Source organism: Mycolicibacterium brumae, from assembly GCF_025215495.1.
Lineage (GTDB): Bacteria > Actinomycetota > Actinomycetes > Mycobacteriales > Mycobacteriaceae > Mycobacterium > Mycobacterium brumae.
In genome coordinates this window covers 3,694,245-3,713,000 of record NZ_CP104302.1, presented here as the reverse complement: position 1 = coordinate 3,713,000, position 18,756 = coordinate 3,694,245, and the positions used below count along the sequence as shown (strand labels likewise).

Here is an 18,756-nt window from a genome sequence, read left to right as displayed (position 1 = left end):
GTGCCCACCGAAGCATCCACCAGGTCCGAAGGCCGGCGCCGCGTCGCCGTGCTCGGCGGCAACCGGATCCCGTTCGCGCGCTCGGACGGCGCCTACGCGCACGCCAGCAACCAGGACATGTTCACCGCCGCCCTCGACGGCCTGGTCGAGCGGTTCGGGCTGGACGGCGAGCAGCTGTCCATGGTGATCGGTGGCGCGGTGCTCAAGCACAGCCGCGACTTCAACCTGGTCCGCGAATCGGTGCTGGGCAGCAAGCTGTCGCCGTACACCCCCGGATTCGACGTGCAGCAGGCCTGCGGCACCGGCCTGCAGGCCGCGCTGATCGCCGCCGACGGCATCGCGCTGGGCCGCTACGAGGCCGTCGCCGCCGGCGGTGTGGACACCACCTCCGACGCCCCGATCGCCTTCGGCGACGAGATGCGCAAGACCATGCTGTCCATCCGTCGGGCCCGTTCCACCGTCGACCGGCTCAAGCTGGCCGGCAAGTTGCCCGCCACCCTGGGCCTGGACGCCCCGGCGAACTCCGAGGTGCGCACCGGCCTGTCGATGGGCGAGCACGCCGCCATCACCGCCAAGCAGATGGGCGTCAAGCGCACCGACCAGGATGCGCTGGCCGCCGCCAGCCACCAGAACATGGCCGCCGCCTACGACCGCGGCTTCTTCGACGACCTGGTCACGCCGTTCCTCGGGCTGTACCGCGACGACAACCTGCGGCCGAACTCCTCGACGGAGAAGCTGGCCACCCTGCGCCCGGTGTTCGGCGTGCGCCTCGGCGACGCCACCATGACCGCCGGTAACTCCACGCCGCTGACCGACGGCGCCTCGGTGGCTCTGCTGGCCAGCGAGGACTGGGCAGTGGCGCACGGGCATCAGCCGCTGGCCTACCTGGTCGACGGCGAGACCGCCGCGGTGGATTTCGTCAGCGGCGCGGACGGCCTGCTGATGGCCCCCACCTACGCGGTGCCGCGGCTGCTGGCCCGCAACGGCCTCACCCTGCAGGATTTCGACTTCTACGAGATCCACGAGGCGTTCGCGTCGGTGGTGCTGGCCACCCTGGCGGCCTGGGAGTCCGACGAGTACTGCAAGGACAAGCTGGGCCTGTCCGGCGCGCTGGGCGCAATCGACCGGTCCAAGCTGAACGTGAACGGCTCGTCGCTGGCGGCCGGGCATCCGTTCGCCGCGACCGGCGGCCGGATCGTCGCGCAGCTGGCCAAGCAGCTAGCCGGGCGCAAGGCCGAGACCGGCAAGCCGGTGCGCGGTCTGATCTCCATCTGCGCCGCCGGTGGCCAGGGCGTCACGGCGATCATGGAGGCCTGAGTTTCAGTTCCACGACAAGCACCCCTCCCATTGGGCCTCTGGCCTGGGGGAGGGGTGTTTCTCGTTTGGCGACGCCGCGGATGGCTGTGACCGACGCCGGGGCGGGCCGCATCCAACATGGTGTCGATTCCGTCAGTGGGCCGTCGTTGTCGCTGGTCAACAGCGTTGTGGACGTCACCGGGGTCGGCAAGCGCATGTTCGGCGATGTCGTCAACCACGAGGCCGTCGGATTCGCGGCCCCGGCGTCCTTCAGCGCGCGCGAGGCGTTGGTCACCCCGCAGTCGGTGACCACGCAGGCGGTCAGCAGCAACCCGATCACCCGGGTGCTGTCGGCCATCGGCCTCGGCGGGCTGGTGAACGGCGGCGGGTCGGGCACCGGAGATTCCCCGCTGGTCTGGGGCCTGCTGGCGTGGGTGCGGCGCACCTTCGACAACAGCCACCCGGTGGCCGGCACGCAGACCGTCAACACCCAACTCGTGGGCACCACCGCCACCCTGCACCTGGCCCCGCCCGCCGACGCCGACGGCGACGCCACCTTCAGGCCGGATGTCTACCGCGGCACAAACGGAGGGACACTGACGGTCACCGCCGACGGCACGGCGGTCTACAAGCCGGTCTCGAGCACCACGCCCACGACCGAGCAGTTCACCGTCACCGCCACCGACGAGGGCTCCGGCTGGCACATCCACGGGTTGTCCGGATTGCTGAACACCGTCACCTTCGGGTTGCTCGGCGACCCGGGGCACACCAGCACCCAGATTGTCACCGTCAAGGCCGTGCCGGTGGCGTACGTGTCCACTGCGGTTTCATCCGGCGCCATCTTCGACCTGGACGACGGAATCGCCACGGCGAACCGCGGTGCGGACGGGACAGCCGCGTACTCTTCCAAGACTCCGGACGGGAACAAGATCACCGTATTGCGCCCCGACGGCACGAGAACAGAGTTCGACGTGCCGAAACTGCAGTATGACTATCCTCCCGGCGTGGCGGTGGGGGCTGATGGCACGGTTGCGGTGACGACAAGCGGTGGCCTCTATGTGCTGGCTCCGAACCGCGACGGGACTGCGGTGCGTGTTGTCGTGGACCCGTCGGATCTAAATGCGCCAGCCCTCGCGCCTCTGGGCACCAACGTCGGCCCGGGCAGGACCGTGGCGTTCTTTCCGAACGGTGAGCTCGCCGTGCTAAACGACACCGGGTACACCACATATCCGGGGATTGTGACCGAAACACTGACCCGGACGTTGATCGCTGAGGACGGAACGGTCATCGTCGTGCACCTCCACACCAACGACCCGTTCACCATCAGCGATCCCGATGCTCACGTGGTCCGACCTGACCTGGCGAGACCGATCCCGGGGGGACCTTGTTCAAACATCTCACCGAGATGCCGCAAATCGGTTCCGACAACACGATCGCAGTGACCTATCTCGATGACAGTGGGGCGCCCAAGGTCACCACCTGGTTCCCCGACGGCTCGCAGCAGACGACGTCGGCGACCTCGGCCCGCCTGGGCGAGCCCGGCGCGGTGATCCTCACGCGCTATGACTCTGCCAACGACAAGACCACCGTCAGCGTGATTCGAGGCAACGGCCCGGAGCAAACGATCGGCCTCCTCAGCGGCGACATGCGACTTGATGCCGGGGGCGCCGGCAACACCGCGCTCCTCACCAACGCCAACGGCGAATACGCCGTGCTGCGGCACGGCCACGACCCGGTGACCGGAGTGAGCGCCGTCAGCGGATCTGGTGATCGGTGGCCGCGTCTGGGCGACGGTTGGTCCGAATGGCGATATCGCAGTGGTATCCGACGCCCCCGACACGGATGATTCAGATCCTGACGCCCAATGGCAGACCACCGTCAGAGTGTTCCACCAGACGGCTCTCAGATCGTCAGTCAACTGCCTCTTCACGGCGATGCGGTTGCGAAGGCGGATCTCGCTGTCGGCGCAGACGGCACGGTGGCTGTGTATACGCACGACGGTGACGGCCGCGTGACGATACTCCGCCCCGACGGGAGCACACACAGTGTCGACGGCACGCTACGCACGGGACCTCTGATCGCGGATGACGGCGCGGTGGTGCTCGCGACGGATGGCGGAGTGGGCTCCGACGGCGGCTGGCTAACCAATGTGATCGTGCTGCGGCAAGGTCTGCCTGCCCGCCCAGACAATCGTGCTCCCGGGTATGACGGACTCCGTGTCACCGGTGGTGATCGGCGACGATGGCACGGTAGCGGTTTCTACCGTTTCTATCGCGGGTACGAGCGCTCCGTGGAAGCTCTATCACACCCTTTTCACCATAACCCTGGCCCCGGGGAACGAGCCGGCAACGGTGGTTTAGGTGGGGTGTGGCAACACGCGAGCCCCTCGTGCCCGAGATCAGTGCAGGTGGTCGGTCAGCGCGCCCTGCTCGCCGAACAACTCGGCGGTCCAACGCTCGAGCAGCGCGGAGTTGTCGATGTCGTCGGGATGGAACCCCAGTTTCGTGTAGGCGTTCAACCGGGACCACACCGAGCGGGCCAGAAACGGCGACCGCCGCAGCTGGTAGAGGCTGCTGAACAGTCGCCGCGGGTTGTAGGCGGCGCGGTCCCGCACCAGTGACAGCGCCGTGCAGACGACGACGCTCAGCAGGAAGCTCAGCCTGACGGTGTGCATGGTCCAGATCCGCCGTCGCTCGCTGCCGCCGACGGCCCGGTACACGTCGAACGCGACGGCGCGGTGCTCGGATTCCTCGATGGCGTGCCACAGCAGCATTGACCGCACCTCCGTCGTGCCGAGGAGCGCCTGCGCCCGTTCGTCGGTGAGCAGCGTTTCGGCGAGCACCGCGGTGAAATGTTCGAGCGCCGCGGTGGTCGCGAGGCAGTTCAGCGGCGGCAGGACGCGTTCGAAGATGGCGAGGTCCGCTCGGGTTCGCCGATCGACTACGCGGGTGGGGTAGCCCATCTGCTGGAGGCGCTCGTTGAGCGCGCGGTGTTCGCGGCCGTGGGTGACTTCCTGTCCGATGAAGCCGCGGACCTGCGCTTTCAGCTCGGGATCAGTGATTCGGTCGGCGTAGTGCCGCACCGAACGCACGAAGAAGTCCTCGCCCTCCGGGAACGTCGCGGACAGGTAGGCGACGATGTGGCTCATCACCAGGTCGCCGTCGACGAAGTGCCGGTCCAGCGACCCGGTGGGGTAGGAGAACCGGATACGACGTGCCCGCACCGCCGGTTTTCCGGCCGGGCGTGCGCTCTCGGCGTCGTTCATGCTGTGACCTCCTCGGGCTTCAGCATGCGCCGCCGGAATTATTCCGTCAATCAATTCTTCGATTTACCCGGCGTGCGCCTGAACAGGGATTCCCAGTTCTCGGACTGTGCGGTAACACAATGATCCCGGGCGTCGATATAGCGCTCAGCCCCGTATTGTCGTCCGACCCCCCGACCCGACGGCAGTACGGGGCCCTTGCGCGCCCGGCCCCGTTGGTTGGCGGCTGCCAGTGACGGTGTGGCGATAGACGCGTCGAAAATCGCCCTACCGTCACATGCGCCGGGAAGATGGTCCGGAAACGACGAAACCCCCGCCGAAGCGGGGGTTTCGCCGGTGCGAACCGATTGAGAATCGAATCAGAACGCGGCTTCGTCGAGCTCCATGACCTCGTTATCGATGTTCTCGATGATGGCACGGGTCGAGGTCAGCTGCGGCAGCATGTTCTTCGCGAAGAACGACGCCGCGGCGATCTTGCCCTCGTAGAAGGACTTGTCCGCTCCGGTCGCGCCGGCGTCGAGCTTCTCGATCGCCACCGCGGCCTGGCGGGCCAGCAGCCAGCCGGCCAGCAGGTCGCCGACGGCCATCAGGAAGCGCACCGAACCCAGGCCCACCTTGTAGACGCTGGACGGCTCTTCCTGCGCGGCCATCAGGTAGCCGGTCAGCGAGGCGGCCATCGCCTGCACGTCGGACAGCGCGGTGGCCAGCAGCTCCCGCTCACCCTTCAGGCGGCCGTTGCCGGTGTCGTTCTTGATGAACTCCTCGATCTGGCCGGCCACGTAGGCCAGCGCCTGACCCTTGTCCCGGATGATCTTCCGGAAGTAGAAGTCCTGCGCCTGGATGGCGGTGGTGCCCTCGTACAGCGAGTCGATCTTCGAGTCGCGGACGTACTGCTCGACGGGGTAGTCCTGCAGGAAGCCGGAGCCACCGTAGGTCTGCAGCGACTCCTGGCCCAGCAGCACGAAGGCGCGCTCGGAGCCGCAGCCCTTGACGATCGGCAGCAGCAGGTCGTTGACCTTGTGGGCCAGCGCCGGCTCGACGCCGTGGCAGGCCTCGGCGACCTCGGCGTCCTGGAAGGACGCACAGTAGAGGTAGATGGCGCGCATGCCCTCGGCGTAGGCCTTCTGGGTCATCAGGCTGCGACGGACGTCCGGGTGATGGGTGATGGTCACGCGCGGGGCGGACTTGTCCATCATCTGGGTCAGGTCGGCGCCCTGGACGCGCTCCTTGGCGTACTCAAGCGCGTTGAGGTACCCGGTGGACAGGGTGGCGATGGCCTTGGTGCCCACCATCATGCGGGCCTGCTCGATCACGTCGAACATCTGCGCGATGCCCTGGTGGACCTCGCCGACCAGCCAGCCCTTGGCCGGGACGCCGTGCTGGCCGAAGGTCAGCTCACAGGTGGCCGAGACCTTCAGGCCCATCTTGTGCTCGACGTTGGTCACGAACGCGCCGTTGCGCGCGCCCAGTTCGCCGGTCTCGAAGTCGAAGAGGTACTTCGGCACGAAGAACAGCGACAGACCCTTGGTGCCCGGGCCGGCGCCCTCGGGGCGGGCCAGCACCAGGTGGAAGATGTTCTCGAACAGGTCATCGGACTCGGCGGAGGTGATGAATCGCTTCACACCGTCGATGTGCCACGAGCCGTCGGGCTGCTGGGTGGCCTTGGTGCGGCCGGCGCCGACGTCGGAGCCGGCGTCCGGCTCGGTCAGCACCATGGTGGCGCCCCAGTTGCGCTCGGCGGCCATGACGGCCCACTTCTTCTGCTCTTCGGTGCCGTTGACGTAGAAGATCTGCGCGAACGCGGGGCCGCCGGCGTACATCCACACGGCGGGGTTGGCGCCGAGGATGTGCTCGTTGAGCGCCCACAGCATGGCGCGCGGGGCGGGCATGCCGCCGAGTTCCTCTTCCAGGGCGAACTTGTGCCAGTCGCCGTCCATCAGCGCGCGCACCGAGGCCTTGAAGGGCTCCGGCAGCTTCACGGTGTGGGCGTCGGGGTCGAAGACCGGCGGGTTGCGGTCGCCGTCGGCGAAGGACTCCGCGATCGGGCCCTCGGCCAGGCGGGCCATTTCGTGGAGCATCTCGCGGGCGGTGTCGGCGTCGAGGTCGGCGAACCGGCCCTTGCCGAGCGCCTTGTCAATGCCGAAAACTTCGAACAGGTTGAATTCCTGGTCGCGTACGTTGGACTTGTAGTGGCCCACGGCCGGTCCTCCTCGTTGAGAAAAAATGCCATTTGAGCTGGAATTTTGTGGTTGAGCACCGTGATCTAAGTTACCCACCAGTAACTCCAAACTATACTCAGCGAATCCTTAAATGCAAGTTTTCCGGCGGGCAATGTGACGCACCCAACCAGCCGGTTGGGCGCAATTGCAAGCGCAGGTCAGCACCGGTATCCCGGTACAGTCTGAACCCATGGACACGTCCAGCGGACTGACTCCCGCCGCGTTGCGCGACGCCTTCGGGCATTTCCCCTCCGGAGTGATCGCGGTGGCCGCCGAACACGCTGGTGAGCGCGTCGGTCTGGTCGCCAGCACCTTCTCTCCGGTCTCGTTGGATCCCCCGCTGGTGTCGTTCTGCGTGCAGAACACCTCGCTCACCTGGACCCGGCTGCAGCAGGCCCCGGCGCTGGGCATCAGCGTGCTCGGCGCGGCGCACGACGCCGTCGCGCGCACCATGGCCGGCCAAGGCGACCGGTTCGCCGGATTGAAGACCGTCACGCGCAATGGCGCGGTGTTCGTCGACGGCTCCAGTGTCTGGCTGGAATGCCGGGCCGAGCAACTGGTGCCCGCCGGCGATCACACCGTGGTGCTGTTACGCGTCGACGCGGTGGACGTGCACGACGAGGTCGCGCCTATGGTGTTCCACCGCAGCGTCTTTAGACGCCTCGACCAACGGAACTGAGATCGGCGCGAGCAGAATTTAAGAGTTCAGGGCCGGGCGGCGAGCTCTGCCCGGTACCCGTCGACCCGGGTCTCGAGCTCTTCGGCGTCGGAGAGCCTGCCCTCCTTGCGGGCCAGGTCGGCGCGGGCCGACAGCTCCCGGATCGCGGTGCGGATGTCGTTGACGCTGATGGTGGATTGACCCAGCATGGCGTGCCCTTCGTCGTTGAATTGCCGCTTCATCCGAGGCTACGCCCGCGATGTGACCCAAGCTGTGTGGGAAACGCTCTACCGCCGGCGGAATAACTTGTTGCCCAACCACACCAGCGGGTCGTAGCTGCGGTCGACCACTCGCTCCTTCATCGGGATCAACGCGTTGTCGGTGATCTTGATGTGCTCGGGGCAGACCTCGGTGCAGCACTTGGTGATGTTGCAGTACCCCAGCCCGAACTCCTCGCGCGCAGCCTCGCGCCGGTCGACGGTGTCCAGAGGGTGCATCTCCAGCTCGGCGATGCGCATGTGGAAACGCGGGCCGGCGAACGCGGCCTTGTTCTCCTCGTGGTCACGCACCACATGGCAGACGTTCTGGCACAGGAAGCACTCGATGCACTTGCGGAATTCCTGGCTGCGGTCGATATCGCGCTGATCCATCCGGTACTCGCCGGGCCGCAAACCCTCCGGCGGTGTGAACGACGGGATCTGGCGGGCCTTCTCGTAGTTGAAGGACACGTCGGTGACCAGGTCGCGCAGCACCGGGAAGGTGCGCAGCGGAGTGACGGTGACCGTCTCGTCGGGGGAGAAGGTCGACATCCGGGTCATGCACATCAGCCGCGGCTTGCCGTTGATCTCCGCCGAACACGACCCGCACTTGCCGGCCTTGCAATTCCAGCGCACCGCCAGATCCGGCGTCTGGGTGGCCTGAAGTCGGTGGATGATGTCGAGCACCACCTCGCCGTCGTTGACCTCCACGGTGTAGTCGCGCAGATCCCCGCCCGAGGGGTCGCCGCGCCAGACCCGCAGCGATGCGTCGTAAGGGGCCATTTAGCTGCTCCGTTCCGGGTGCTCGGCGAGCTCGGCGTCGGTGTAGTACTTCCTCAGTTCGGACAGTTCGAAGGTGGCCAGCAGGTCCGGGCGCATCGGGACTTGCGGCTCCGGGGTCACCGACACATCGGGCACCAGCGGGTCGCCGCCGTCGGCACGGCAGGCCAGCAGCGTGTTGCGCCAGTCGGCGTCCATGTCCGGATAGTCGTCGCGGGTGTGCCCGCCGCGGCTCTCCTGCCGGGCCAGCGCCGCCTTGGCCACGCATTCGCTGACCAGCAGCATGTTGCGCAGGTCGACGGCCAGGTGCCAGCCCGGGTTGAACACCCGCGGGCCGTCCACGCTGACCCGGTGCAGCCGTTCCCGCAGCTCGTCGAGCTTGGCCAGCGCGGCTTCCATCTCGTCGTGCCGACGGATGATGCCGACCAGGTCGTTCATCGACTGCTGCAGCTCGTGGTGCAGTTCGTAGGGGTTCTCCGGGTCCTCGTGGGGGGCGAACGGGGCCAGCGCGTCGTCGACCGCGGCGTCCAGCGACTGCGAACTGACCGTCGGGCGCGAATCCAGGGCGGCGACGTACTCGGCGGCGCCCAGCCCGGCGCGACGGCCGAACACCAGCAGGTCCGACAGCGAGTTGCCGCCGAGCCGGTTGGAGCCGTGCATGCCGCCGGAACACTCCCCGGCCGCGAACAGGCCCGGGGTGGCCGCGCCGCCGGTGTCCGGGTCGACCTCGATGCCGCCCATCACGTAGTGGCACGTCGGGCCGACCTCCATCTCATCGGCGGTGATGTCCACCTCGGCGAGCTCCAGGAACTGGTGATACATGGAGGGCAGCCGGCGCTTGATCTCCTCGGCCGACATCCGCGACGCGATGTCCAGGTACACCCCGCCGTGCGGGCTGCCCCGGCCGGCCTTCACCTCGGAGTTGATCGCCCGGGCCACCTCGTCGCGGGGCAGCAGATCCGGGGTGCGCCGCGCCGAGTCGTTGTCGCGCAGCCACTGATCGGCTTCTTCCTCGGTTTCGGCGTACTGCCCGGCGAACACCGCCGGGATATAGTCGAACATGAAGCGCTTGCCGTCAGAGTTCTTCAGCACCCCGCCGTCGCCGCGGACGCCCTCGGTGACCAGGATCCCCTTCACCGACAGCGGCCACACCATGCCGGTCGGGTGGAACTGGATGAACTCCATATTGATCAGCGCCGACCCGGCCCGCAGCGCCAGCGCGTGGCCGTCGCCGGTGTACTCCCAGGAGTTCGACGACACCTTGAACGATTTGCCGATCCCGCCGGTGGCCAGCACCACCGCCGGGGCCTCGAACAGCACGAACCGCCCGGTCTCCCGGTAGTAGCCGAACGCCCCGGCAACCGCGCCGTCTTCTAACAGCAGGTCGGTGACGGTGCACTCGTGGAACACCTTGATCCGGGCCTCGTAGTCGCCGAACTCGGCGAAGTCCTGCTGCTGCAGCGCCACCACCTTCTGCTGCAGGGTGCGGATGATCTCCAGGCCGGTGCGGTCCCCGACATGCGCCAGCCGCGGGTAAGTGTGCCCGCCGAAGTTGCGCTGGCTGATCCGGCCGTCAGGGGTGCGGTCGAACAGCGCGCCGTAGCTCTCCAGCTCCCAGACCCGGTCCGGGGCCTCCCGCGCGTGCAATTCGGCCATCCGCCAGTTGTTCAGGAACTTGCCACCGCGCATGGTGTCGCCGAAGTGCACCTGCCAGTTGTCCTTGGTGTTCACATTGCGCATCGCGGCCGCGCAGCCACCCTCGGCCATCACGGTGTGCGCCTTGCCGAACAGCGATTTGCACACCACCGCCACCCGCAGGCCGTGCTCGCGGGCCTCGATCACCGCGCGCAGTCCGGCGCCGCCGGCTCCGATCACGACGACGTCGTATTCGTGCCGTTCGATGTCCTCTTGGGTCATCCGATGAACCTCAGGTCGGAGATGGTTCCGCTGGCCACCAGCATGATGTAGAAGTCGGTGAGCATCAGGGTGCCGAGGGTGATCCAGGCGAACTGCATGTGCCGGGTGTTCAACTTCGACACCTGCGTCCAGATCCAGTAACGGATCGGATGCTTGGAGAAGTGCTTGAGCCGCCCGCCGGTGACGTGCCGGCAGGAGTGACACGACACGGTGTAGGTCCACAGCAGCGCCACGTTGAGCACCAGGATCACGTTGCCCAGCCCGAAGCCGAAGCCGCTCGGGGAGCGGAACGCGCTGATCGCGTCGTAGGTGTTGACCAGTGAGATCAGCACCGCGACGTAGAAGAAGTAGCGGTGCGAGTTCTGAATCAGCAGCGGAAGCCGGGTCTCACCGGTGTAGCGGGCGTGCGGTTCGGCGACCGCGCACGCCGTCGGGGACTGCCAGACCGAGCGGTAGTAGGCGCGCCGGTAGTAATAGCAGGTCACCCGGAACAGCAGCAGGAACGGCAGGCTGACGAACGCCATCGGGATGAACCACGGCAGCTCGCCGACCCACTGGCCGAAGTGGCTGGAGCCCGGCGCGCAGGCGGTGCTGACGCAGGGGGAGTAGAACGGCGTCAGATAGTGGTAGTCGGGCACCCAGTACGCGCTGCCCCACAGCGCGCGCACGGTCGCGTAGACGATGAACGCCGCCAGACCCAGGTCAGTGAGCAGCGGGGCCTTCCACCATCGGTCGGTGCGCAGGGTGCGCGCCGCGATCGCCGCGCGCGTCGGGGAGAAAACGCCGACGCCGCGACCCGGTGAGCCCACTACCTCAGCCCGCCCACGCCCTCGTCGTCGATGCCCTGCCAGATCTGTTCGTCGTAGCGGCTGTCGGGCACCTGGATCTTGGCCGCGGCGGGCGGCGGGGTGTAGCGGGTCAGACCCAACTCATAGGCGTCGGCGTCCAGCAGGTCCAGGTCCGCGAGTATGCGGTCGGCGTCGAGGACGAGTCGACGCATGCTCGGATCGTTGGCGTGCTGGCCGCGCAGGGCGATCGCCAGGTGCCGCATCCGGCCGGCCATATCGCGCAGTTCGGTCAATTCCGCAGTCGTGGACAAGAGGACCTCCTTGGGCTGAAGGTGGTGCGCATCACACTACGAACCCGATAGTAGGCGACGAAAATGTGACACGTGTCACGAATGTCCGGTTGCCCACCGTAATCGCAGCGTCTGCCCGGGTCGCAGCTGCGCGAGCGCGTCGGTGTCCTCGTCGAGCAGCACTCCGACGACGGGGTAGCCGCCGGTCACCGGGTGGTCCGCGCCGAGGATGACGGGCTGGCCGTCCGGCGGGATCTGGATCGCGCCGCGGACGAGGCCCTCCGACGGCAGCTGCCGATCCGGGTCGACGTGCCCCAAAGCCGTTCCGTGCAGCCGCACCCCGATCCGATCGCTGCGGTCGCTGACCGCCCAGTGCTCGCGGACCAATCGGTCGGGGTCGGTCAGCCAGTCCGCGCGCGGGCCGCGGACCACCCGCAGCGCCACCGGGTCGGTCGGCGGCGGCGGGGCCGGGGCCAGCTCGAGATGTGGCTGCGGGTCGGGGTTCGGGCCGATCGGCAGCACGTCGCCGATCCGCAGCGGCCTCGGCCCGATCCCGGACAGCGTGTCGTAACTGCGCGAACCGAGCACCTCGGGCGTCTCTACCCCGCCGCGCACCGCGAGGTAACTGCGCATCCCGGCGATGGGCGCGCCGAGGGTCACGGTCTGCCCGTCACGCAACCGCCGCACGCTGTTGAGGCCGACGGGCCGGCCGTCGACCTCGGGGCTCGCGTCGGTGCCGGTGACCGCGATCTCCAGGTCCCCGCCCAGCGCGCGGACCGCCAGGCCGCCGAGGGCGACCTCGATGGTGGCGGCGCCGTCGGGGTTGGCCAACAGCCGGTTGGCCAGTAGGTGCGCGCGACGGTCGGCGGCGCCGGAAGGGCAGACGCCCAGCTGGCTCAGTCCCGGCCGGCCGAGGTCCTCCAGCAGGGCCAGCGGCCCGGTCCGCAGCACCTGCAGCGCCCGCGGCGCGATGACGGTCACGGACGGACCGCCCGGAAACGGACCCACGCGCCGGGGGTGAGCAGCGCCGGCGGGTCGCGGTTCAAGTCCCACAGCACGGCGTCGGTGCGGCCGATCAGCTGCCAGCCGCCGGGGGACTCCCGCGGGTACACACCGCTGAACTCCCCGGCGAGCGCCACGGCGCCGGCCGGCACCCGGGTGCGTGGCTGGGCGCGGCGCGGCACCCGCAGTCGCGGGTCGCCGCCGATCAGATAGCCGAATCCGGGTGCGAACCCGCCGAAACCGACCCGCCAGGGTGTGCCGGTGTGCGCGTCGACGACCTCGGCGGGGCTCAGGCGGGTCAGGTCGGCGACGTCGTCCAGATCGGCGCCGTCGTAGACCACATCGATCACGATCTCGGTATGTTCTGGTGACGCTGCGGTGGGCTCGGGGACCTGCAGGCCGGCCAGCGCATTCCGGACCGGCGCCCGGTCGGCGGGGCCGGCCAGCCGCAGCAGCGCGGTCCGGGCCCCGACCACCACGTCGAGCACCCCGGGCAGCTCGCGCAGCGCCCCGGCGGCCGCCAGCACCGCCGCGGTGTCGTCGAACTCGAGCAGCAGCGCGGTGTCGCCGTAGTCCAGCGCGTCCATGGCTCAGGCGGGCTGGTAGCTGGGTTCGTGGCGTTTGACGTACCCGATCGCCTGGTAGGTCACCGGCAACAGCACCACCTCGACGGAGGTCTTGTAGATCAGACCCAGCACCAGGTAGACGGCGAAATCCCGGAACGTGCTGATCCCGATCGCGCCGGCCGCGATGGCGCAGAACACCACCGTGTCGCCGAGCTGGCCGACCGCGGTCGATCCGATCAGCCGGGCCCACAGATGCTTCTCCTTGGTGCGGGCCTTGATCGCCACCAGCGTCCAGGCGTTCAGCGTCTGGCCGACCAGGAAACCGGCCATGCCCGCGACGATGAGCTGGGTGTAGGCGCCGACGATGTTCTCCAGGTGCTCCTGGTTCTCGTAGAAGTCCGCCGCCGGCAGCGCGACGGTGACCCAGAACGCGGCCGCCGCCAGCGCGTTCATCGCGAAGCCGAGCAGGATCGCGCGCCGGGCGGCCTTGAACCCGTAGACCTCCGACAACACGTCGCCGATCACATAGGTCAGCGGGAACACGATGAACCCGCCGTCGGTGATGATCGGGCCGAACGCGACGCCCTTGGTGGCGGTGACATTGGAGATGATCACCAGCGCGGTGAACACCGCGACGAACACCGGGTAGTAGCGGGAGCCGGCGGCGGCGTAGGCCGGCGCGGCGCCGGGCTGGTCGGGGGAGTTGCCGGTCACTCGGACAATCCAAGCACGACCGCGCAATGCTTTGCCGTGGGCCGCCGCTCGACTCAAGCCGGCGACCGCCGCGGCGGAAGCTTGGTGGTCTCCGGCTTTCTTGCGTTCGCAAACGCAACTACTTGCGGTTGCAACCACCTGCCCGCCCGCGTCGGCCGGTGATAGGCGACAATATGGCCCATGTCGGACCGCGAACCCCGCCTCGGTCTGCGCGAACGCAAAAAGCACCGCACTCGGGAGAACATCCGGCGAGCAGCGCACCGCCTGATCGCCGAACACGGCTATGCCGCCACCACCGTCGATGACATCGCGGCCATGGCCGACGTCTCGACCAGCACCTTCTTCCGCTACTTCCCGAACAAGGCCGCCGTGCTGGTGTCCGACCACCTCGTCGACGCCGTCCTGGAGCACTACCCGGAGGCGCCGGCCGAGTTGTCTCCCGTCGGCGCCTACCGGTGGGGTTTCGAGCAGGTCATCGCGGAGATGGGTGGCGCCGGGCTCAGTGAGGAAGTGACCCGGCAGGCGCTGATGTACACCCTGCCCGAGGCCGCCGGCCCGCTGTACACCCAATACGTGGTGGCGATGGAGAAGGTCGCCCAGGCCGTGGCCGTTAGGCTCAACCTGCCCGTCGACCAAACGGGTGTCTACGGCGGGGCGATTCTTGGCGTCACAATGCAATTTATGAACGGGCGTCCCACGGATGCCGATAGGTTGGTCAACGGCCTGAACCGGCTGGACGACCTGCTGCGCCAGGCCTGAACAACCCGAAAGGCGTTTGATGCCCAAGAGTGTGTTCATCACCGGCGCGGCGGCGGGTATCGGCCGGGCCACGGCCCTCAAGTTCGCCGCCCGGGGCTACACCGTCGGAGGCTACGACCTCAATGAAGCCGGGCTGGCCTCGCTGGCCGACGATATCGCCGCGGCCGGCGGCGCGCCGCTGACCGGCCGCTTGGACGTCACCGACTACGACGAGTTCGCCGCCCGGCTGGCCGAATTCACCGAAGCCGCCGGCGGGCTGAATGTGCTGGTCAACAACGCCGGGATTCTGTTCGGCGGACGGCTGCAGGACATCGACCCGGCCGACCATCGCCGGCTGATCGACGTCAACTGCAAGGGCGTCGTCAACGGCTGCCAGGCCGCACTGCCGGCGCTGCGCGCCACCGGCGACGCCACCGTGGTGAACCTGTGCTCGGCCTCGGCGATGTACGGACAGCCCGAGCTCGCCGTCTACAGCGCCACCAAGTTCTTCGTCCGCGGTCTCACCGAGGCGCTGGACCTCGAGTGGGGCGAATACGGCATCAGGGTGATCGCGATGTGGCCGCTGTTCGTGCAGACCGCGATGGTCGACGGGCTGGACATCGGTTCGCTGGACACCACCGGGGTGCACCTGAGCGGCGACGACGTCGCCGACGCGATCCTCGCCGCCGTCGAACCCGGCCCACTGGATCGGCTCACACACCGGGTGCATTACTCGGTCGGCTTGCAGGCCGAACTCGCGGCGACGATCACCCACTACGCGCCGAGCTGGGCGTCCCGGCTGCTGCATAAATACGTCTCGCACAGCTGAACCTGCGGCGAGCGTGCAACCTGCCGGCGCTATCCGGCGGCAGGCCCGCGGCGCGAAGCCTCCGTTCCTCCGGCTTCGCTTGCGACCTGCCGCGGCTCCACCGCCACCAAAGCAGAGCCGACGGCGAACAGGATCACCGCGTGCCAGGACACCGACCCTCCCGGCGCGAAGCCCTGGGCGGCGACCACCGAGATCCCGTAGCCGGCCATGATCACCCCGGCCAGCAGGCTGAGCTCGGTCCATCGGGCCGGGGCGTTCACCCGGATCGGCGGCAGCGGCGCGGCGAAGAACCGGCGCATCTTGAGCAGCGCGAACAGCTCACCGGCGGTGACCACAGCGAGGATGCCCACCCACACCAGTCGCATCCACCACCAGGGCGCGCTGTTCTCCGGGTACTGCGGCAGCAGCCCGGCCGGGTAGGCGATGGCGGCCACGACGACCACCGGAACCATGTGCCACAGGTACAGCGCCATCACATTCGCGTTGGCCACCGACAGGATCGGCTTCAGCCGCCCGCTCATCGCGCGGTGCACCAGTGGCGCCAGCGAGGCCGCGATGCCGGTCTGGGTCAGGCCCAGGAACAGGATGGCCAGCGATGGCGGCGAGGAGTTCTGCACCTCCTGGCCCGGAATCGCGATCATGCTCACCGGGTACGGGCCGATCAGCACCAGCGCGAGCAGCACCGGGCCGGACACCGCCGCCAGCGCCACCGGCCGCCAGCCTCGCAGCATCCCGTCCCGCCAGGCCAGACCCAGCTGGTACATCGCGCCCCAGCAGAACAGGTAGTTGACCCAGTTGAGGTAGGGCGCCCCGCCCGCGTAGGTGAGCAGGTCGACCACACCCACCCCGACGGCGCAGGCGGCCGGAACCCACAGCCCGAACCGCCGGTGCAGCGCCATGCCCATCGGCGTCAGGTAGACCACCATCGAGTACACGGACAGGAACCACAGCTGCATGGCGACCGCCCAGCCGGCGTACTCCAGCACCGTGCCCGGGGCACCGAACGCGCCCGCCACGATGATGATCAGCCAGATGACACCGAGGTAGGCGGCCGTCGGGCCCAACGTGGTGGTCAGCCGTCGGCGCACCCAGTCCTGGCGGGACATCTTCCCGGACTCCACCCAGTGCCCCCAGGACACCGCGCTGGCGTAGCCGGCGGCCAGGAAGAACACCGGCACGGCCTGCAGCGGCCAGGTCAGCCATTGCGTCCACGGGATGTCGACCAGCGGGTTCTCCCGGTCGAAGGTCCCTTCGACGTAGGTGATCGAGGACAGCAGCCAGTGCCCGAACACGATCAGCATCACGCCGGAGACGCGGTAGTAGTCGACGGCCAGGTCGCGGGTGGGCGTCTTGGCGGTCGTGCCCGGGGTGCTGGACATTCCTGCCTCCGTGGAAGTCTCGGGGTGGCGGCGATGCGGTCGGTTCCGACTCTAAGTCCCACCTGCCGTCGTGCCCGGCGCCATCTGCGGGGCGGCTTTCGCATCGTCACCGAACCGAGTCCAATCCGCGGGCCGTCGTCGAAAGCGAATCCACGGCGAAACCCTTGCCGAAGGTCATAGGGTGGACACATGTCGAAGCTCACTGATCTGGCCCAGCAAGGCGTTAACGCACTGGGCGAAACGGTGTCCAAGTACGTGGATCGGGGAGCGGCGGAGCTGCACTACGCCCGCAAGATGTTCTCCTCCGGCGCGTTGAAGATGAGCCCGCCGGTCTTCGCGAACATGCTGGCCGACATGGCCCGCTGGGGTGAGATCGGGATGATCCCGGCGCTCAACGCCCGCCGCAATCCGGACGGCATCGCGGTGATCGACGACGACGGTGAGATCACCTTCGCCGAACTCGACGCCGCCGCCCACGCGGTGGCCAACGGATTGCGGGCCAAGGGCGTCCAGGACGGCGACGGGGTGGCGCTGCTGGCCCGCAACCATCGCTGGTTTCTCATCGCGCTGTACGGCTGCGCCCGCGTCGGCGCCCGGATGATCCTGCTCAACAGCGAATTCTCCGGCCCGCAGATCAAAGAGGTGTCCGAGCGCGAGGGCGCGCAGCTGATCATTCACGACGACGAGTACACCGCGGCCGTCGCCGCGGCGGAACCGCCGCTGGGCAAGCTGCGGGCGCTGCCGACCAACCCGGACACCGATGAGCCCTCGGGCAGCACCGCGCCGACGCTGGCCGAGCTGATCGAAGGCGACGACGGCAAGCCCGCGCCGCGGGCGGCCAAGCAGGCCAAGATCATCATTCTGACCTCCGGCACCACCGGCACCCCGAAGGGCGCCAACCGGGCCGCGCCGCCGTCGCTGGCGCCCATCGGCGGCATCGTGTCGGCGGTCCCGTTCCGCGGCGGTGAGGTCACCTCGCTGCCCGCGCCGATGTTCCACGCGCTGGGTTTCCTGCACGCCACCATCGCGATGATGCTGGGCAACACCCTGGTGCTGCGCCGCCGCTTCAAGCCCGCGCACGTGCTGGAGGACCTGGAGAAATACCGGGTCACCGCAATGGTGGTGGTGCCGGTGATGCTGTCGAGGATCCTGGACTACCGCGACACCCTGGAGACCAAGCCGGACACCTCCGCGCTGCGGATCATCTTCGTCTCCGGCTCCCAGCTGGGCGCCGAGCTGGCCAGCCGCACCATGAACGACCTCGGCCCGGTGGTCTACAACCTGTACGGCTCCACCGAGATCGCGTTCGCGACCATCGCCCGGCCGAAGGACCTGCAGAAGAACCCGGCCACCGTCGGGCCGCCGGTGGTCGGCGTGCGGATCAAGATCATCGACGACAACGGCGTGGAACTGACCACCCCCGGCGAGGTGGGCCGGATCTTCGTCGGCAACACGTTCCCGTTCGAGGGCTACACCGGCGGCGGCGGCAAGCAGATCATCGACGGCCTGATGTCCACCGGTGACGTCGGCTACTTCGACTCCGACGGTCTGCTCTACGTCAGCGGCCGGGACGACGAGATGATCATCTGCGGCGGCGAGAACGTGTTCCCGGCGGAGGTGGAGGACCTGCTGTCCGGGCACCCGGAGATCATCGAAGCCACCGCGCTCGGCGTCGACGACAAGGAGTGGGGCTCGCGGCTGCGCGCGTTCGTGGTCAAGGCCGACGGCGCCGAGATCGACGAGGACGCGATCAAGGCCTACGTCCGGGACAACCTGGCCCGCTACAAGGTGCCCCGCGAGGTGGTGTTCGTCGACGAGCTGCCGCGCAACCCCACCGGCAAGATCCTCAAGCGCGTGCTGCGCGACATCGGCGAGGGCGTCGCCGACGTCGAGGACGCAGCCGCCAACATCTCGGAGAAGATCGGCGAGGGCGTCTCCACCGTCACCGAGGCGATCGGCGACGCGCTGCACGGTGGCGGTGAGGACGAGCGCGCCGCCGCCGTCGCGGAGGTCGACGTGGAGGCCGTCGCCGAGGGCGTCGAGGACGGCAAGTAGCTCGGG

Annotated in this window: 18 protein-coding genes; 7 read left to right on the top strand and 11 right to left on the bottom strand. The window is 68.4% G+C overall.

The genetic code is table 11. The features are described 5' to 3' along the window. From L2Z93_RS18090 to L2Z93_RS18080, 3 genes are all read left to right on the top strand, one after another. Positions 1–1,317, top strand: a complete 1,317-nt coding sequence (locus L2Z93_RS18090) for an acetyl-CoA C-acetyltransferase (protein ID WP_090588804.1) — start codon at positions 1–3, stop codon at positions 1,315–1,317. 80 nt (positions 1,318–1,397) lie between these two features. Continuing rightward, the gene (locus L2Z93_RS18085) at positions 1,398–2,738 is read left to right on the top strand and encodes an Ig-like domain-containing protein (protein WP_090588803.1); all 1,341 of its coding nucleotides are present in this window, start codon (positions 1,398–1,400) and stop codon (positions 2,736–2,738) included. Further along, positions 2,702–3,142, top strand: a complete 441-nt coding sequence (locus L2Z93_RS18080; RefSeq protein WP_099541240.1) for a hypothetical protein — start codon at positions 2,702–2,704, stop codon at positions 3,140–3,142. Before L2Z93_RS18085 ends, L2Z93_RS18080 begins: the two co-directional genes overlap by 37 nt. 552 nt (positions 3,143–3,694) lie before the next feature. On the opposite strand, the gene L2Z93_RS18075 is transcribed toward L2Z93_RS18080, so the two are convergent. Both L2Z93_RS18075 and L2Z93_RS18070 read right to left on the bottom strand, forming a co-directional pair. Beyond that, on the bottom strand, positions 3,695–4,561 hold the full coding sequence (locus tag L2Z93_RS18075; protein ID WP_090588801.1) for a metal-dependent hydrolase: 867 nt from the start codon (positions 4,559–4,561) through the stop codon (positions 3,695–3,697). Between the two features lie 356 nt (positions 4,562–4,917). Beyond that, positions 4,918–6,756 (bottom strand): acyl-CoA dehydrogenase, encoded by a 1,839-nt coding sequence (locus tag L2Z93_RS18070; RefSeq protein ID WP_090588800.1) that lies wholly within the window; start codon positions 6,754–6,756, stop codon positions 4,918–4,920. Between the two features lie 211 nt (positions 6,757–6,967). On the opposite strand from L2Z93_RS18070, the gene L2Z93_RS18065 reads away from it, so the two are divergent. Next, positions 6,968–7,456: a flavin reductase family protein gene (locus L2Z93_RS18065; protein ID WP_090588799.1), complete on the top strand. Its 489-nt coding sequence runs from the start codon at positions 6,968–6,970 to the stop codon at positions 7,454–7,456. 26 nt (positions 7,457–7,482) lie between these two features. On the opposite strand, the gene L2Z93_RS18060 is transcribed toward L2Z93_RS18065, so the two are convergent. The 8 genes from L2Z93_RS18060 to L2Z93_RS18025 all read right to left on the bottom strand — a co-directional run bounded on the left by L2Z93_RS18060 (position 7,483) and on the right by L2Z93_RS18025 (position 13,749). Then, entirely contained in the window at positions 7,483–7,677 is a 195-nt protein-coding gene (locus tag L2Z93_RS18060) for a hypothetical protein (protein ID WP_109395656.1), read from the bottom strand. Positions 7,678–7,722: 45 nt separating this feature from the next. Then, a complete protein-coding gene (locus tag L2Z93_RS18055; protein WP_090588798.1) occupies positions 7,723–8,475 on the bottom strand; it encodes a succinate dehydrogenase/fumarate reductase iron-sulfur subunit in 753 nt (250 codons plus the stop codon). Continuing rightward, entirely contained in the window at positions 8,476–10,389 is a 1,914-nt protein-coding gene (locus L2Z93_RS18050; protein WP_090588797.1) for a fumarate reductase/succinate dehydrogenase flavoprotein subunit, read from the bottom strand. Next, positions 10,386–11,198: a succinate dehydrogenase subunit SdhC gene (locus L2Z93_RS18045; RefSeq protein WP_090588796.1), complete on the bottom strand. Its 813-nt coding sequence runs from the start codon at positions 11,196–11,198 to the stop codon at positions 10,386–10,388. The genes L2Z93_RS18050 and L2Z93_RS18045 overlap by 4 nt, the downstream gene beginning before the upstream one ends. Continuing rightward, positions 11,198–11,488, bottom strand: coding sequence for an Rv0250c family protein (locus tag L2Z93_RS18040; protein ID WP_090588795.1), 291 nt, complete (start codon positions 11,486–11,488; stop codon positions 11,198–11,200). The genes L2Z93_RS18045 and L2Z93_RS18040 overlap by 1 nt, the downstream gene beginning before the upstream one ends. A gap of 75 nt (positions 11,489–11,563) precedes the next feature. Then, complete coding sequence (locus tag L2Z93_RS18035; RefSeq protein ID WP_234786124.1) at positions 11,564–12,439, bottom strand: 5-oxoprolinase subunit C family protein; 876 nt, start codon at positions 12,437–12,439, stop codon at positions 11,564–11,566. Between the two features lie 5 nt (positions 12,440–12,444). Further along, on the bottom strand, positions 12,445–13,056 hold the full coding sequence (locus L2Z93_RS18030; RefSeq protein ID WP_090588794.1) for a 5-oxoprolinase subunit B family protein: 612 nt from the start codon (positions 13,054–13,056) through the stop codon (positions 12,445–12,447). Between the two features lie 3 nt (positions 13,057–13,059). Then, positions 13,060–13,749: a queuosine precursor transporter gene (locus L2Z93_RS18025; protein ID WP_090588793.1), complete on the bottom strand. Its 690-nt coding sequence runs from the start codon at positions 13,747–13,749 to the stop codon at positions 13,060–13,062. Between the two features lie 180 nt (positions 13,750–13,929). Here L2Z93_RS18025 and L2Z93_RS18020 point away from each other — a divergent pair, with 180 nt between their 5' ends. Next, positions 13,930–14,508 carry a TetR/AcrR family transcriptional regulator gene (locus L2Z93_RS18020; RefSeq protein WP_090588792.1) on the top strand — a complete coding sequence of 193 codons (579 nt, stop codon included), beginning with the start codon at positions 13,930–13,932 and terminating at the stop codon, positions 14,506–14,508. Positions 14,509–14,527: 19 nt separating this feature from the next. After that, positions 14,528–15,316 carry an SDR family oxidoreductase gene (locus L2Z93_RS18015; protein ID WP_090588791.1) on the top strand — a complete coding sequence of 263 codons (789 nt, stop codon included), beginning with the start codon at positions 14,528–14,530 and terminating at the stop codon, positions 15,314–15,316. A 29-nt stretch (positions 15,317–15,345) separates the two neighbouring features. Here the strand turns inward: L2Z93_RS18015 and L2Z93_RS18010 are convergent, their stop codons facing one another. Then, positions 15,346–16,695, bottom strand: coding sequence for an acyltransferase family protein (locus tag L2Z93_RS18010; RefSeq protein ID WP_090588790.1), 1,350 nt, complete (start codon positions 16,693–16,695; stop codon positions 15,346–15,348). 189 nt (positions 16,696–16,884) lie between these two features. Here L2Z93_RS18010 and fadD2 point away from each other — a divergent pair, with 189 nt between their 5' ends. After that, a complete protein-coding gene (gene fadD2, locus L2Z93_RS18005; RefSeq protein ID WP_090588789.1) occupies positions 16,885–18,750 on the top strand; it encodes a long-chain-fatty-acid--CoA ligase FadD2 in 1,866 nt (621 codons plus the stop codon). Positions 18,751–18,756 lie beyond the last annotated feature (6 nt).

What these genes read in the sequence shown, in the direction of transcription:
- L2Z93_RS18085 (WP_090588803.1), top strand. Translation starts at nt 1,398, where the DNA reads ATGGCTGTGACCGACGCCGGGGCGGGCCGCATCCAACATGGTGTCGAT.
- L2Z93_RS18080 (WP_099541240.1), top strand. Translation starts at nt 2,702, where the DNA reads ATGCCGCAAATCGGTTCCGACAACACGATCGCAGTGACCTATCTCGAT.
- L2Z93_RS18075 (WP_090588801.1), bottom strand. Translation starts at nt 4,561, where the DNA reads ATGAACGACGCCGAGAGCGCACGCCCGGCCGGAAAACCGGCGGTGCGG.
- L2Z93_RS18065 (WP_090588799.1), top strand. Translation starts at nt 6,968, where the DNA reads ATGGACACGTCCAGCGGACTGACTCCCGCCGCGTTGCGCGACGCCTTC.
- L2Z93_RS18060 (WP_109395656.1), bottom strand. Translation starts at nt 7,677, where the DNA reads ATGAAGCGGCAATTCAACGACGAAGGGCACGCCATGCTGGGTCAATCC.
- L2Z93_RS18055 (WP_090588798.1), bottom strand. Translation starts at nt 8,475, where the DNA reads ATGGCCCCTTACGACGCATCGCTGCGGGTCTGGCGCGGCGACCCCTCG.
- L2Z93_RS18050 (WP_090588797.1), bottom strand. Translation starts at nt 10,389, where the DNA reads ATGACCCAAGAGGACATCGAACGGCACGAATACGACGTCGTCGTGATC.
- L2Z93_RS18030 (WP_090588794.1), bottom strand. Translation starts at nt 13,056, where the DNA reads ATGGACGCGCTGGACTACGGCGACACCGCGCTGCTGCTCGAGTTCGAC.
- L2Z93_RS18020 (WP_090588792.1), top strand. Translation starts at nt 13,930, where the DNA reads ATGTCGGACCGCGAACCCCGCCTCGGTCTGCGCGAACGCAAAAAGCAC.
- L2Z93_RS18015 (WP_090588791.1), top strand. Translation starts at nt 14,528, where the DNA reads ATGCCCAAGAGTGTGTTCATCACCGGCGCGGCGGCGGGTATCGGCCGG.
- L2Z93_RS18010 (WP_090588790.1), bottom strand. Translation starts at nt 16,695, where the DNA reads ATGTCCAGCACCCCGGGCACGACCGCCAAGACGCCCACCCGCGACCTG.
- fadD2 (WP_090588789.1), top strand. Translation starts at nt 16,885, where the DNA reads ATGTCGAAGCTCACTGATCTGGCCCAGCAAGGCGTTAACGCACTGGGC.